This is a genomic window from Stenotrophomonas sp. 1278 (genome assembly GCF_029892765.1).
Classification (GTDB): Bacteria; Pseudomonadota; Gammaproteobacteria; order Xanthomonadales; family Xanthomonadaceae; genus Stenotrophomonas; species Stenotrophomonas indicatrix.
Genome location: NZ_JARXWD010000011.1, coordinates 19008 through 32684, shown reverse-complemented (window position 1 = coordinate 32684; position 13677 = coordinate 19008). Strand labels below are relative to the sequence as shown.

Annotated in this window: 13 protein-coding genes and 2 riboswitches; of the genes, 9 read left to right on the top strand and 4 right to left on the bottom strand. The window is 67.1% G+C overall.

The annotated features are described in order from the left end of the window. Window positions 1–54: 54 nt before the first annotated feature. A complete protein-coding gene (locus M2299_RS11655) occupies window positions 55–672 on the bottom strand; it encodes a trimeric intracellular cation channel family protein (RefSeq protein WP_032952083.1) in 618 nt (205 codons plus the stop codon). 84 nt (window positions 673–756) lie between these two features. Beyond that, window positions 757–860, bottom strand: a riboswitch (glycine riboswitch). A gap of 13 nt (window positions 861–873) precedes the next feature. Next, a riboswitch (glycine riboswitch) is annotated at window positions 874–963 on the bottom strand. Window positions 964–1003: 40 nt separating this feature from the next. Here M2299_RS11655 and M2299_RS11650 point away from each other — a divergent pair. The 3 genes from M2299_RS11650 to M2299_RS11640 all read left to right on the top strand — a co-directional run bounded on the left by M2299_RS11650 (window position 1004) and on the right by M2299_RS11640 (window position 2221). Then, window positions 1004–1261, top strand: a complete 258-nt coding sequence (locus M2299_RS11650; RefSeq protein WP_032952084.1) for a GIY-YIG nuclease family protein — start codon at window positions 1004–1006, stop codon at window positions 1259–1261. A 72-nt stretch (window positions 1262–1333) separates the two neighbouring features. Continuing rightward, on the top strand, window positions 1334–1765 hold the full coding sequence (locus M2299_RS11645; RefSeq protein ID WP_088101477.1) for a nuclear transport factor 2 family protein: 432 nt from the start codon (window positions 1334–1336) through the stop codon (window positions 1763–1765). A 3-nt stretch (window positions 1766–1768) separates the two neighbouring features. Continuing rightward, window positions 1769–2221 carry a hypothetical protein gene (locus M2299_RS11640; RefSeq protein WP_280884380.1) on the top strand — a complete coding sequence of 151 codons (453 nt, stop codon included), beginning with the start codon at window positions 1769–1771 and terminating at the stop codon, window positions 2219–2221. 404 nt (window positions 2222–2625) lie between these two features. Here the strand turns inward: M2299_RS11640 and M2299_RS11635 are convergent, their stop codons facing one another. After that, window positions 2626–3906 (bottom strand): NAD(P)/FAD-dependent oxidoreductase, encoded by a 1281-nt coding sequence (locus M2299_RS11635; protein ID WP_099785558.1) that lies wholly within the window; start codon window positions 3904–3906, stop codon window positions 2626–2628. A 121-nt stretch (window positions 3907–4027) separates the two neighbouring features. Here M2299_RS11635 and M2299_RS11630 point away from each other — a divergent pair, with 121 nt between their 5' ends. Further along, window positions 4028–4822: an NYN domain-containing protein gene (locus M2299_RS11630; RefSeq protein WP_025879390.1), complete on the top strand. Its 795-nt coding sequence runs from the start codon at window positions 4028–4030 to the stop codon at window positions 4820–4822. A gap of 57 nt (window positions 4823–4879) precedes the next feature. Here M2299_RS11630 and M2299_RS11625 read toward each other — a convergent pair whose 3' ends face one another. After that, the gene (locus M2299_RS11625; RefSeq protein WP_032976475.1) at window positions 4880–5071 is read right to left on the bottom strand and encodes a hypothetical protein; all 192 of its coding nucleotides are present in this window, start codon (window positions 5069–5071) and stop codon (window positions 4880–4882) included. 78 nt (window positions 5072–5149) lie between these two features. Between M2299_RS11625 and M2299_RS11620 the strand changes: the two genes are divergently transcribed. Next, window positions 5150–5770, top strand: a complete 621-nt coding sequence (locus M2299_RS11620; protein WP_025879392.1) for a glutathione S-transferase family protein — start codon at window positions 5150–5152, stop codon at window positions 5768–5770. 113 nt (window positions 5771–5883) lie between these two features. On the opposite strand, the gene M2299_RS11615 is transcribed toward M2299_RS11620, so the two are convergent. Beyond that, window positions 5884–8094, bottom strand: coding sequence for a primosomal protein N' (locus M2299_RS11615; RefSeq protein ID WP_280884379.1), 2211 nt, complete (start codon window positions 8092–8094; stop codon window positions 5884–5886). Between the two features lie 393 nt (window positions 8095–8487). Here M2299_RS11615 and M2299_RS11610 point away from each other — a divergent pair, with 393 nt between their 5' ends. From M2299_RS11610 to sppA, 4 genes are all read left to right on the top strand, one after another. After that, the gene (locus M2299_RS11610) at window positions 8488–9489 is read left to right on the top strand and encodes a hypothetical protein (RefSeq protein WP_099785554.1); all 1002 of its coding nucleotides are present in this window, start codon (window positions 8488–8490) and stop codon (window positions 9487–9489) included. Beyond that, the gene (locus tag M2299_RS11605; RefSeq protein WP_033832341.1) at window positions 9482–10057 is read left to right on the top strand and encodes a DUF3106 domain-containing protein; all 576 of its coding nucleotides are present in this window, start codon (window positions 9482–9484) and stop codon (window positions 10055–10057) included. Before M2299_RS11610 ends, M2299_RS11605 begins: the two co-directional genes overlap by 8 nt. 181 nt (window positions 10058–10238) lie before the next feature. After that, a complete protein-coding gene (locus M2299_RS11600; protein ID WP_280884378.1) occupies window positions 10239–11603 on the top strand; it encodes an MATE family efflux transporter in 1365 nt (454 codons plus the stop codon). 114 nt (window positions 11604–11717) lie between these two features. Beyond that, window positions 11718–13640, top strand: coding sequence for a signal peptide peptidase SppA (sppA, locus tag M2299_RS11595; protein ID WP_223486765.1), 1923 nt, complete (start codon window positions 11718–11720; stop codon window positions 13638–13640). Window positions 13641–13677: the final 37 nt, after the last annotated feature.

Here is a 13677-nt window from a genome sequence, read left to right as displayed (position 1 = left end):
GTCGCCGCGTGACCTTGGTCATGCGACCCCGCCGGTGGTGCCGGCCCGCGCCCCTCAATGCACTTCGTCGTGGTACACGAACTTGGGCATTTCCCAGCGGTAGTGGATGGCCAGCAGACGCACAGCGAAACCACCACCCAGGCAGCACAGGATCGCCGTGGCATCGGCCACGCCCCAGTGCAGCAACAGCAGATACACCGCACCGGTCAGCAGCGAGATGATGGCGTACAGCTCTTTCTGGAAGATCAACGGCACCTCGTTGCAGAGGATGTCGCGCAGCACGCCGCCGAACGCGCCGGTGAGCATGCCGGCGATCAGCACGATCGGCAGTGCATGGCCGGCCTCGCGCGCGATCGAGCAGCCGATCAGGGTGAAGGCGATCAGGCCCAGGCCATCGAGCACCAGGAAGGTGCGGCGGAAGTGATGCATCCAGCGCGCCACCCAGGTGGCGATCAGTGCCGCGCACACGGTGAAGCCCAGGTACTCCGGATGTTTCACCCAGCCCAGCGGGTAATGGCCGAGCAGGATGTCGCGCAGTGAGCCGCCACCGAGGGCGGTAACACAGGCGATCATGACCACGCCGAACAGGTCCATGCGGCGGCGGCCGGCAGACAGGGCACCGGTCATGGCTTCGGCGGAAATGGCGATCAGGTAGATGATGGACAGCAGCATGGGACAGGCTCCGGGCGCGGTGGGGCCGGCCATGCGCAGATACCGCCACTGCCTGCGCAATGACGGGATGACGATGACCGGTGCCGCTCCCGCTGTCCTTTTGCCTGAGAGTTCAGCGGCGTGAGCCGCGTGCCCCTTCGGCGGATCGTCCCGGGCGTGCCCGGTGACCTCTCTCCAGCTCGGCGAGTCGAATGCATGGTTGGTGGGATTCCAGCCCACCGGCCTGAGCGATCATGGGAGCCTGCGCCTTCGGCGGGCGCCAGCGCGGCGCCTCTCTCCTGCATTCGGTCGCCAGTATATCCGCTGCAGTGCAGCACGGCATAATCCGGCAATGGTTTCGCCCTCCCGCCCGTGGTTCCTGTACCTGCTCGAATGCCGCGACGGCAGCTATTACGCCGGCATCAGCACCGACGTGCAGGCCCGTTTTGCTGCCCACCAGGCCGGCAAGGGGGCCCGCTACACCCGGTCACGGCCGCCACTGCGGGTCCTGGCGGTGCGTGAGTACCCGGACCGGGCGGCGGCCTCGCGCGCCGAATGGGAGCTCAAGCGGCAGCCGCGCGAACGCAAACTGGCGTGGCTGTTGCAGTAGATCCACGCCATGCGTGGATGGGGCGCATCCGGCCATGCCATGATCGCCCAGCCCTCAGCGCTGGAGACCCGGATGTCCACCGTTGCCCTGTTGTTCGCACTTTCCGCAGCAGCAAGCCCCGCCGCCGACGCCGCCACGATCGCAGCCATCGAAGCCACCTGCCACGACTACGTCGACGGTCAACTGGAAGCCGACCCGCAGCGCGTCGCCCGTTCCCTGCATCCGGATCTGGCCAAGCGCGCGGTGCTCGGTGATACACCGGACGAACGCCTGGGCCTGCGCCGGATGTCGAAGGAAGAGCTGGTTGCGTTGACGAAGCAGGGCGCGTTGAAGACCCCGAAAGATCAATGGGATCGCCGCTGCACGGTGCTGGACGTGACCGGCAACGCCGCATCGGTGCGGCTGGAAACCCCGTGGTTCGTCGACTACTTCCACATGGGCCGCTTCGAGCAGCGCTGGGTCATCGTCAACGCGCTGTGGTACCCGAAGCCGAAGGCGAAATGAGCAATGCGCGCCGCCGGTAAAGCGTGGCTCTCGGTCGTCCTGGTGGCAGCCGGTATCGCGCTGCTGCCCGGCCTACTGCACCTGCTGGGGCTGGCGATGGTGGAAGGCTGGCCGCAGCCGGCTGATCGCGCGCCCAGTGGTGTGGCCGCATGCAGCGGTGAGCCGCGCATGGGATTCCAGCCGATGAATCCATGGAGCTTCACGACGCGGTTCTTCGATCCTGGAGCGCTGAAGAAAGCGACTGATATCGAGCGCGAAGCGTTCTGGGTTGCACGCCGCCACCTGATGCGGCAGCCGCAGCACGACATGCTGCGCTGGCACCTGAGCAGCAGCGCACTGACGATCTGGATCACCCGGCATTGGAGTGCGGCGCAGATTGCCGACACCGCGAGGAAGGAGGATTTCTGCCGGGCATGGTCGAAACGGCGTGTGCCCGGCGGCCCGATGAAACGGTGAATCCACTGCATGCGTGGCTACGCTCCCTGCGGCCTGCACATAAATTCATCCACGCATGGCGTGGATCTACTGTGCCGGTCGAGGACGTGCCCGCGGCACTACCTACCGCGAAGATTTCTGCCGGACATGATCCAGGCCCGGTGAAGCAGTAGAGCCACGCCATGCGTGGCTGCGCTCCATGCAACCTGCACAGAAATTCATCCACGCATGGCGTGGATCTACTGTGTCGGTCGAGGGCGTTCGCCGCGCTACCTACCGCGAAGAGTTCTGCCGGACATGATCCAGGCCCGATGAAGCAGTAGAGCCACGCCATGCGTGGCTGCGCTCCATGCAACCTGCACTGAACTTCATCCACGCATGGCGTGGATCTACTGTGTCGGTCGAGAGGTCACCCACGGCAGTACCTACCGCTTCGGTCGCCGGTCTTCGCGGTCATCGCCGAAGATGATCCGCGCGCTGCGCTGGTAGCTCCAGTACGCCACCGCCCAGTTCAACAGCACCACGACGCGGTTGCGGAACCCGATCAGGAAGAACACGTGCGCGGCCAGCCAGAACCACCAGGCCAGCACGCCGGACAACTGCAGCTTGCCCAGGTGCACGATCGCGGCCATGCGGCCGATGGTGGCCAGGTTGCCGAAGTCGGCGTACTTGAACGGCCCGGGTGCTGCCTTGCCATGCAGGCGCGCGCGAATCACGTCCGCCACGTACTTGCCCATCTGCTTGGCGGCAGGCGCAACGCCCGGTACCGGCTTGCCGTTGGCCTGGTTCAGTGCGGCCAGATCGCCGGCCACGAACAGTTCCGGATGACCAGGCAGGGTCAGGTCGGGCTGCACCTGCACGCGACCGGCGCGGTCCAGCGGCACGTCCAGCGTGCGCGCCAGCGGTGAGGCGGCCACGCCGGCGGCCCAGACCACGGTGCGCGCGGGCACGAACTGGTCGCCCAGCTTGAAGCCCTGTCCATCGATGTGGCTCACCGGCGTCCCAGTCATCACTTCCACGCCCAGCTTTTCCAGCTGCCGGCGTGCCTTCAGCGAAAGTACTTCGGGGAAGGTGGACAACACGCGCGGACCGGCCTCGACCAGCCGAACCTTGGCGCTGGCCGGATCGATGTGGCGGAACTCATTGCGCAGCGTATGCCGGGCGATTTCCGCGAGGGTGCCGGCCAGCTCGACCCCGGTCGGGCCACCCCCCACCACGGCAAAGCTCAGCCATGCCGCCTTCTTTTCCGGGTCCGGCTCGGCTTCGGCGCGTTCGAACGCCAGCAGCAGTTTGCGGCGCAGGGCGATGGCATCGTCCAGGGTCTTCAGGCCGGGCGCATCGTCCGCCCATTCGTCGTGGCCGAAGTAGGCGTGGGTGGCGCCTGTGGCCAGCAGCAGGCTGTCGTAGTCCAGCGTGCTGCCATCGGCCATGCGTACCTGGCGGGCCTGCTTGTCGATGGCCACCACTTCGCCCAGCCGCACCTCCACGTTGCGCTGGTGGCCGAGGATGTGGCGCAGCGGTGCGGCGATATCCGGAGCGGACAGCCCAGCGGTGGCCACCTGGTAAAGCAGCGGCTGGAACAGGTGGTGGTTGCGACGGTCGACCAGGGTGATGCGTATGCGTTCGCGGGCCAGCGCACGGGTGGCCCACAGGCCGGCGAAACCGCCGCCGACAACGACCAGGTGGGGGACGCGATCACGACTCATCGACTCACTCCAGGGGGGCATGGGGGAAGTGCCTGGCATCTTCGCACGGCCGCTCCTTGTCACGTCAGCGTGCATCGGGATCGGCGATACTCGGGTTCAGGCAACTGCCCGTGAGGAGTCCATGAGCGAACCGGAAAAGCGCATCGCCCTGTTGATCGACGCCGACAATGCACCGGCCTCGAAGATCGACGAAGTCCTGGCCGAGGTCGCGCGCTACGGTGTGGCCAACGTCCGCCGTGCCTACGGCAACTGGAAGAGCCCTCGGCTGAAAGGCTGGGAGGCGGTGCTGCACGAGTACGCGATCCGCCCGATCCAGCAGTTCGCCTACAGCAAGGGCAAGAACGCGTCGGACATGGCGATGGTGATCGACGCGATGGATCTGCTGTACGCGCGGAACCTCGATGGCTTCGCAATCGTGTCCAGCGATGCCGACTTCACCCCGATGGTGATGCGCCTGCTGACCGATGGCGTGAAGGTGTATGGCTTCGGCGAAAAGAAAACCCCGGAACCCTTCGTCAACGCGTGCTCGAAGTTCACCTACCTCGAAGCGTTGGGCCAGACCCACGCCAGCGTGCAGGATGTGGAGCAGGCAGCGAACGAACAATCATCGAACGGACAGGCGCCCAGCGAGCAGGCCACCAGCGATGATGCGCGCCCACGCAAGAGCGGGGCGGAAATGCGCAGCGATACGCGCCTGGTGAAGATGCTGCGCCGTGCGGTGTCCTCGGCAGAAGGCGAGGATGGCTGGTCGCACCTGGGTCCGGTCGGCAGCCAGATCGGCAACCAGGCCTCGTTCGATCCGCGCAACTACGGTTACGGCAAACTCAGTGACCTGCTGGCGGCGATCGGTTTGTTCGAACTGAAGAAGGACGGCAAGTCCTCCTACGTACGCGCGCTGCCGAAGAAGAACCGGTAGCGCCGGGCGTTGCCCAGCGTGTGCCGGTCGCGCAGCACTGCAGAAGACATGGTGTGGCTACAGCGTACGTGCGCTGGAGCCGGCATGGCCTTCCGCAAATCCGTTGGCGAAGTCTTCAACGCCATTGAAGGCCAGCAGCAGCACGCCGGCGCACAGCAGCATGTTGCGGTTCGAGCGCCGGTACCCGAGCACCAGCATCACCAGTCCTGCTGCCAGAAGCGTGTAGTTCACTGCATCCCATGCGGTCATGTCGTCTCTCCCTGTGGATGGGCGTATCGTAGCGGCTCCGCGCCATCGCGGCGCACTGCTGCACGCAAGGAAACCCGCATGTTGAAGATCTGGGGCCGCCGCAATTCCAGCAACGTCCGCAAGGTGCTGTGGTGCGCCGAGGAAATCGGCCTGCCGTACGAGTCCATCGAAGTGGGTGGCAGCCACGGTGGCACGCAGTCGCCGGAGTACGTGGCGATGAACCCGAACGGCCTGGTGCCGGTGATCGAAGACCACGGCCTGCCGCTGTGGGAGTCGAACACCATCGTGCGCTACCTCAGTGCGCGCTATTCGCTGGGCACGCTGTATGCCGAAGATCCGATGGAGCGCGCCCAGGCCGAAAAGTGGATGGACTGGAGCACCTCGCGGATGGCGCCGCTGTACTCCGAACTGATCTGGGGCATCATGCGCACCGCACCGGCCGACCGCGATGAGGCGCGCATCAATGCAGCGATCGTGCGCGCCGGTGATTTCCTGGCGCTGCCCAACGCAACCCTGGCCAAGCAGCCGTGGCTGTCGGGCGACACGTTCGCCATGGGTGACATCGCGCTGGGCTCGTTGATCTACGCCTGGTTCGAACTGCCGATCCAGCGCCCGGACCTGCCGCACCTGGCCGAGTGGTATGCACGCCTGCGCGAACGCCCGGCGTACCAGCGCGGCGTGATGTCACCGATGACGTAAGCGAAGGCGCGACGTTCGGGGTCAGAGCCCTTTTCTGCGGAAAGGGATCCGACCTCAAGCCATCGGGGTCGGATCCCACCCGGCGGGCGGGCTCTGACCCCAGCGCATTGCCTTCAGTACAGATCCGTCGGATCCACATCCAGCGACCAGCGCACCTTGCGTGCCTCCGGCAGCGCGTACAACTGCGGCACCAGCTGTGCCAGTACCCCATGCAGCGGCGGCCGCTGTGCCGCCGACAGCAGCAGCTGCGTGCGCTGATATCCGGCACGGCGTGGCATCGGCGCCGGCATCGGCCCGTAGGCATCCACCATGTCCTGTTCACCCAGCAGTTTCCGCGCAGCGAGCAGGAACGCGTTGGCATGCTCGACCTGCTGCGCTTCGGCACGCATCAATGCCAGGTGCGCGAAGGGCGGGAACCCGGCTGCCTGGCGCTGGTTGAGTTCGGCCTGGGCGAACGGGTGGTAGCCACCGTTGACCAGCGTCTCCAGCAGCGGATGGCCCGGATGATGGGTCTGCAGCCATACTTCACCCGGATCGCGCGCGCGACCGGCGCGGCCGGCTACCTGGATCAGCTGCTGCGCCAGTTTTTCGCTGGCGCGGAAATCGGCCGAGAACAGGCCTTCGTCGATGCCCACCACCACCACCAGCGTCAGCTTGGGCAGGTCGTGGCCCTTGGCCAGGATCTGCGTGCCGACCAGGATGCCGGGCGTGTTGCCGAGCTTGGCCAGCTGCTGCTCCAGCGCATCGCGGCGGGCGGTGGTGCCACGGTCGATGCGCACCACCGGGAAATCGGCGAAGGCACTGACCAGGTGTTCTTCCAGCCGCTCGGTGCCGATGCCCTGTGGCTGCAGGGCCAGGCTGCCGCAGGCGGGGCAGGCCAGTGGTGCCGGCTGCCGCGCACCGCAGTGATGGCATTGCAGGCGACGGCCACCGCCATGCACGGTCATCGGTGCATCGCAGCGGTTGCAGGGTGCGGTCCAGCCGCAGTCGTGGCACAGCAGCACCGGCGCATAGCCGCGGCGGTTCTTGAACACCAGCACCTGCTGGCCACGCTGCAGGTGTTCGCCGATGCCGGCCAGTACGTCGGCGGAAAGGCCATCGCGAAGCGGGCGTTTGCGGACGTCGAGGATGCGCACGCGCGGCGGTCGGGCATCACCGGCGCGCTGTTTCAGGCGCAGGTGCGCATAGCGGCCGGCATAGGCGTTGTGCAGGGTTTCCAATGACGGCGTGGCGCTGCCCAGCAGCACAGGAATGCCCTGCGCCTTGGCCCGCACCAGAGCGAAATCACGTGCGTGGTAGCGGATGCCGTCCTGCTGCTTGTAGCTGCCGTCGTGCTCTTCGTCCACGATCAGCAGGCCGGGTTGCGGCAGCGGAATGAACACCGCCGAACGCGTGCCCACGATCACCCGTGCTTCGCCGCGCGAGGCCGCAGCCCAGACCCGCGCGCGTTCGTTGTCGGTCAGCCCCGAGTGCAACGCATGCACGGCGATGCCGAGACGGCCACGGAAGCGCGCCAGGGTCTGCGGGGTCAGGCCGATCTCGGGCACCAGCACCAGGGCCTGCCTGCCCTGCGCCAGGCAATGGATGATGGCCTGTAGGTAGACCTCGGTCTTGCCGCTGCCGGTCACCCCGTCCAGCAGGAATGCCTGGAAGCTTTCGGCGGCGGTGATCGCGGCCACCGCTTCGGCCTGCTCCGCATTGAGGGTGGGGCCGGGCAGGGGCTGGGCGTGCTGCGGCGCCACGCTCAGGGCGATGCGCTCGGCCAGGTCGCGCTTGCCCAGGCTGCGTGCGGCCACCCGCCAGTCCTGCATGCGCGCGGACAGGACATCTTCGTCCACCACCGCTTCGGCCAGCAGCTCGGCCAATTGCCGCGGTCGGCTGCCGGCGCGCAGCTTCTCGCGCTGGGCATGGCCTTCAGGTGTCAGCTGCCAACCCCAGTGATGGGTGTCGGGCAGCGGTTCGCCATGCCGCAGCGGGCCGGGCAGGGCGGTGCTCAGTACTTCGCCCAAGGGGGCGTGGGCATAGCGGGCCAGCCACTGCAGGCTCTGCCACAACTCGCCCTGCAGCAGCGGTGTGGTGTCACACCAGGCCAGTGCCTGGCGCAGGCCCTGGCTGTCCTCGGTTTGCCCGTGGCCGGCCACCACGCCGATCAGTTCGCGGTTGCCGAACGGCACCTTCAGCCGGCAGCCGACCGCTACCGTCGGGCCTTCGCCCTGCGGTGGCAGGTAGTCGAACAGGCGCGGCAGGGGCACGGGCAGGGCGACCTGCAGGGTCGGGACAGGGCCGGATTCAGGGGCGAGCATCGGGTCAGTGTAACGGCCCATGCGAGGGCGCATGGCAGTGGCAGATGCGACTGGCATGCCCTCCGGCGAATCATAAATGTCACCTAAATATCGGTGTCTATTGGAGATTCAGTCTTATCCACATCTTCTGTGGATAAGTCTGTGCGTTAGCGGCTCATGGCGCCGTATGAGGCCGATGGCGACGGCCTCACGCTTTGGTTGGTCAAAAAATAGCCACACTTTAAATTCAATTGAAATCAACAACTTAAGTGTGAAACATTGCTGAAACAGGGTGAATTCAGCCATTCACGCAGGAATCGCCCGGTTCCCGCGTGGTGCTGTGCACAACCTGCAGCAGAAACCGTCTGCAATCGCAAGTCCTGCCGGGCAGCGATGGGCTGCCGCTATCATGCCGGCAGACCTTTGGAGTGACCGATGACGGCTGTGCCCGCCCCTGTTTCCTCGACCGCGGCCGGCGCGCTGTCGGCATTCCTGCGTGGCGTCGAACGCCGTGCCCTGGTCGTGGCCGAACTGCAGTGCGGTGACCCCGCCCGTGCCGAACAGACGCTGGTGGCGGTGATGCGCGCCTTCGCCGCAGTCGCCAGCGACCTGCCGATGGCGCAGTGGCCCAGCCGCTTCTGGACCCTGCTGGGCCAGCGCCAGGCGCTGCGCGAGCCGGCCAGCGGTCAGTGGCCACCGTCGCTGGCCGCGCTGGGCGAGATGGCCCCCTTGCCACGGCTGGCCCTGCTGCTGCGGGTGGGGGGCAGCCTGGACGAGGGCATCGCCACCCGCGTTCTGGATGTAGACGAAGAAGGCTATCAGCGCCTGTTGGCCACGGCCTGCCCACGCGATGCCGATGGCCAGCCCGACGCCGCTGCATGGCGCGCTCTGGCCGAACAGGTGCAGCTGCGTGTCCGCGACCTGCCGGCCAAGCGCCTGCAGCAGCTGCAGCAACCGTCCGCGCCAGCGGCCAACAACCAGGCGCCTGCGTCCAGCTGGCGTGCACCGCCGCGCGACGAACGCGCATCTGCAAGCGGCAAGCGCCGCCGCCCCAATGCCAAGCCGCGCTGGCGTGGCCCGGTGATCCTGTTGATCACCGTGGCGGTGCTGCTGCTGGCTGCGTTGGGCTGGCGCCATTGGCAGGGCCGTGCGCTGACTGCCGATGGCCCCCTGCCCGAAGGCGTGGTGGGTGAGGCCGGGCCGGTCACCGTCGAGGCGCTGCCAGCCAGCGATGTCCGCCCTGCTGCGGGCAGCGATGCGCAGGCCAGCGAAGATGCCGCGATGCTGGCCGACCGCGATTACCCGCTGCTGGCCGAGGCCGACATGCATGCCTGGAGTGCCGCCGGCGGCCCGTTGCCGGTGGACGAGTCACAACCCAAGCCGACCCACCCGGAACCGGTCGGCGCAGCGCTGGAAACCTCTGCTGCCGATGAATAAGCTCCTCTTCGCCGGCCTGCTGCTGGCCCTGCCGCTGTCGCTGGCGGCCGCTCCGCAATCAGTGAACGTGCCGCTGCCCGCACCGTCGGCAACACCATCGGCCGCGCCCACTGCGGCGCCCACTGCCGCGGCGGCATTCGCGCAACTCGATCCCGCCCAGCAACGCCAGCGCCGCAGCGACTACGCCGCGTGGCGCGCCCTGCCCGAGGGCGAACGCGAACGCATCCGCCAGGCCGCCGCCCGCTTCGCCGCGTTGCCGGCCGACCAGCAGCAACGCCTGCGCGCGCAGTTCCAGGCACAGGACCAGGCCTTCCGCGAAGGCTGGCGGCTGGGCCCGCAACTGGGCGCCGAATTCCCCAAGCTGCACGGCCTGTTCGGCTTCGTACCGCCGCAACAGCGCGATGCCGTGCTTGCCGTGCTGCGCCAGCTGAGCCCGTCGCAGTTGGCGCAGCTGGCCCTGGTCGCCCAGCGCACGCCGCCGCAGGAACGCGACAGCGTACGCAGCGCATTCCTGACGGTCCCCGCCGCCGAACGCGACACCTGGCTCAAGCGCCAGGCCGGCCAATAAGCGAAAAGGGGACGGAGGGAATTAAGTCGTTTTTGGCTCGACTGTGCCGGATACGACTTAATTTCCTCCGTCCCCTTTATGGGGCAGTCATGGGAATGACCGCCCGGCGCGCGTAAGATGGCCGGCCGCAACCCGGTGCCTGTGCCCTTCGCGCGCAACCGTAGTTCGCGTCAAGCACCTTATGTCTACTGCAACCTCCACGCCGCGCTTCAGCAAGGAAGTCGGCGCTACCGGTCTGCTTGCCCTGCCGCTTGTGCTCGGGCACGTCTCCACCGGTCTGATCTCCTTCGTCGACAACGTGATTGCCGGCCACCATGCGACATCCACCCTGGCCGCAGTGACCATCGGCACTGCGCTGCTGTGGCTGCCGATGCTGATCCCGATCGGCACGCTGATCTCCCTCACCGCCTCGGTGTCGCAGCTGCATGGCGCCGGCCGTGAGCGCGAGATCGGCCCGCTGTTCCGGCAGGCGCTGTGGCTGGCGCTGGGCCTGGGCCTGATCATGTTCACCTTCCTCACCGTGGTACCGCCGCTGCTGCCGGCATTCGGCATCGCCCCGGACATCGTGCCCGGCGCAACGGCCTTCCTGCATGCGGTGCGCTGGGGTGGCCCGGCGCTGACGCTGTACTTCTGCATGCGCTATCTCAGTGAAGGCATGCATTGGACGCTACCGACCATGCTGCTCGGTTTTGGTGGCCTGCTGGTGCTGGCGCCGATGGGGTACGTGCTGGCCAACGGCAAGCTGGGCTTCCCGGAAATGGGCGCTGAAGGCCTGGGCATCGCCTCGGCGGTGATGATGTGGCTGCAGGCGATCGCCTTCGGTACCTACCTGTGGTTCACCAAGCGCTTTGCCCACCTGCAGCTGTTCTCGCACTTCGAGGGGCCGCGCTGGTCAGCGATCTGGGACCTGCTGCGCACCGGCCTGCCGATCGGCATCACCGTGCTGATGGAAGGTGGCCTGTTCATCGTCACCGCATTGCTGATTGGTCGCCTGGGCGCCAATGAAGCAGCCGCGCACCAGATCGCGATCAACGTGGCGCAGCTGTGCTTCATGATCCCGATGGGCGTGGCCGAGGCGACCACCGTGCGGGTCGGCCATGCGGTTGGCCGTGGCGATGGCTTCGGCGTGCGCCGTGCGGCGTGGGCCGGCTACGCGATCATCATGGGCACGCAGACGCTGTCGGCGGCGGCACTGCTGTTCGGCCACGACGCCATCGTCGGCGTCTACACCAACGACCTGGCCGTGGCCGGGCTGGCCTCGACCCTGCTGCTGTACGCGGCCACCTTCCAGTTCCCCGATGGCATCCAGGTGCTGTCGGCCGGCGCGCTGCGCGGCCTGAAGGACACCCGCGTGCCGATGTTCATCGCCATGTTCGCCTACTGGGGCCTGGGCATGCCGCTGGGCGCCGGGCTCGGCCTGGGCCTGGGCCTGGGGCCGCAGGGCATGTGGATCGGCCTGATCGTCGGCCTGACCGCCGCCGCCATCCTGATGGGCTGGCGTCTGAGCCGCAGCAGCAAACGCATTGGCCAGTCCACGCTGGCCTGACATCACGCCGGTCCCGGGCAACCGTGACCGGCGATCCCCTGACTTGTGTCCGATGCTGCCTCACGCGGCACCGGCTATGCTGTTACCACGGCAAGAAGCCATCCGGAGTGCTCCATGAACCAACCCGTGCCGCCGCTGCCCCCGGCGAACCGCAATCCTGTCGCCAGCTTCTTCATCGGGCTGTGGGACGTGATGAATTTCACCCGCCGGTTGATCCTCAACCTGGTGTTCTTCGGCCTGTTGCTGCTGGTGCTGGTGATGTTCATCGTCGCTGCGGGCATGGGCGCAGGTGCCAGCAAGGCGCTGCAGGACCGCACCACCCTGGTGATCGCGCCGGAAGGCCGCCTGGTCGAGCAGTACAGTGCCGATCCGGTCAGCCGCGCGCTGGCCAAGGCCGTCGGTGACAACGGTGCCGAGGAAGTGCAGCTGCGCGATCTGATCCGGGTGATCGAGAGCGCGCGCGATGACAAGAAGATCGAGCGGGTGGTGCTGGAACTGGACAAGCTGCAGCCGTCCGGTTTCGCCTCGCTGCGCGAAGTGTCCGCCGCGCTGCAGGAACTGCGCGCTTCGGGCAAGCAGCTGGTGGCCTTCAGCGAGAGCATGGGGCAGTCGCAGTATCTGCTTGCCGCACAGGCCGACGAGGTCTACCTGGATCCGATGGGGTCGGTGGTGCTGGAAGGCCTGGGTCGCTACCGCCAGTATTTCCGCACCGGCCTGCAGGACAAGCTGGGCGTGGACGTGCACCTGTTCAAGGTGGGCGAGTACAAGTCGGCGGCCGAGCCGTACGTGCTCGACGCAGCATCGCCGGCGTCCAAGGAAGCCGATCTGTTCTGGATGAACGATGTGTGGCAGCGCTACCTCGGCGATATCGCCAAGGCCCGCCGCCTGGATCCGGCACAGCTGGCGGCCGGTATCGACACCCTGCCTGAAGGCGTCGCTGCCGCCGGCGGCGACCTGGCCAAGTTCGCCCTGCAGCAGAAGCTGGTGACCGCGCTGAAGACCCGCGAGGAATTCGAGGATCTGATGATCGAGCGCGGCGTGGCTGACGAAGACGCCGACGGCGGCTTCCGCAACATCGATTTCGGCACCTACATGGCCCAGCTCGATGCGCGTCGCAACCCGGTTGATTCGCGTCCGCAGGTCGCCGTGGTGGTGGCCTCCGGTGAAATCAGCGGCGGCGATCTGCCGGCCGGCCGTATCGGTGGTGAATCGACCTCGGCGCTGCTGCGCGCGGCGCGCGACGATGACGACGTCAAGGCTGTGGTGCTGCGTGTGGATTCGCCGGGTGGCGAGGTCTACGCCTCCGAGCAGATCCGTCGCGAAGTGGTGGCCTTGCAGGCTGCGGGCAAGCCGGTGGTGGTGTCCATGGGTGACCTCGCTGCATCGGGTGGTTACTGGATCAGCATGAACGCCGATCGCATCTATGCCGATCCGTCGACCATCACCGGTTCGATCGGCATCTTCGGCATGATCCCCAACTTCAGCCGTGCGCTGGACAAGTTCGGCGTGCACACCGACGGCGTCGGCACCACCCGTTTTGCCGGTGCCTTCGATGTCACCCGGCCGATGGACCCTGCGGTGGGCCAGGTCATCCAGTCGGTGATCAACAAGGGTTATGCCGATTTCACCGGCCGTGTTGCCGAGGCCCGCAAGAAGCCGGTCGAGGCGATTGACGAAGTGGCCCGTGGGCGTGTCTGGAGCGGTGCGCAGGCCAAGGAGCGCGGTCTGGTCGATGCCTTCGGTGGCCTGAAGGACGCCGTGGCTGACGCTGCTGGCCGGGCCAAGCTGGGCGCGACCGACAAGTACCGTGTGCGCTACATCGAGAAGGCGGCCACGCCGTTCGCGCAGTTCGTCAGCGGCTTCGCTGGCAGCCACGTCGGCGCCTGGATGCTGGCCGATTCCGGCGTGGGCCGGATGATGCTGGCGCGAACGATGCCGGAAATCGATACGCAGCTGCGCTTCGTTGAAAATGCGGCCCGCGAGAAGGGCAACGGTGCACCGGTGAAGTCGCTGGCGTATTGCTTCTGCGGGTTCTGATGGCCCATCCACGCATGGCGTGGATCTACTGAACGCA

Coding starts and splice junctions, on each gene's coding strand:
- sppA (WP_223486765.1), top strand. CDS start 11,718: ATGAACCAACCCGTGCCGCCGCTGCCCCCGGCGAACCGCAATCCTGTC.
- M2299_RS11615 (WP_280884379.1), bottom strand. CDS start 8,094: ATGGGCCGTTACACTGACCCGATGCTCGCCCCTGAATCCGGCCCTGTC.
- M2299_RS11625 (WP_032976475.1), bottom strand. CDS start 5,071: ATGACCGCATGGGATGCAGTGAACTACACGCTTCTGGCAGCAGGACTG.
- M2299_RS11650 (WP_032952084.1), top strand. CDS start 1,004: ATGGTTTCGCCCTCCCGCCCGTGGTTCCTGTACCTGCTCGAATGCCGC.
- M2299_RS11655 (WP_032952083.1), bottom strand. CDS start 672: ATGCTGCTGTCCATCATCTACCTGATCGCCATTTCCGCCGAAGCCATG.
- M2299_RS11630 (WP_025879390.1), top strand. CDS start 4,028: ATGAGCGAACCGGAAAAGCGCATCGCCCTGTTGATCGACGCCGACAAT.
- M2299_RS11620 (WP_025879392.1), top strand. CDS start 5,150: ATGTTGAAGATCTGGGGCCGCCGCAATTCCAGCAACGTCCGCAAGGTG.
- M2299_RS11640 (WP_280884380.1), top strand. CDS start 1,769: ATGCGCGCCGCCGGTAAAGCGTGGCTCTCGGTCGTCCTGGTGGCAGCC.
- M2299_RS11600 (WP_280884378.1), top strand. CDS start 10,239: ATGTCTACTGCAACCTCCACGCCGCGCTTCAGCAAGGAAGTCGGCGCT.
- M2299_RS11645 (WP_088101477.1), top strand. CDS start 1,334: ATGTCCACCGTTGCCCTGTTGTTCGCACTTTCCGCAGCAGCAAGCCCC.
- M2299_RS11605 (WP_033832341.1), top strand. CDS start 9,482: ATGAATAAGCTCCTCTTCGCCGGCCTGCTGCTGGCCCTGCCGCTGTCG.
- M2299_RS11635 (WP_099785558.1), bottom strand. CDS start 3,906: ATGAGTCGTGATCGCGTCCCCCACCTGGTCGTTGTCGGCGGCGGTTTC.
- M2299_RS11610 (WP_099785554.1), top strand. CDS start 8,488: ATGACGGCTGTGCCCGCCCCTGTTTCCTCGACCGCGGCCGGCGCGCTG.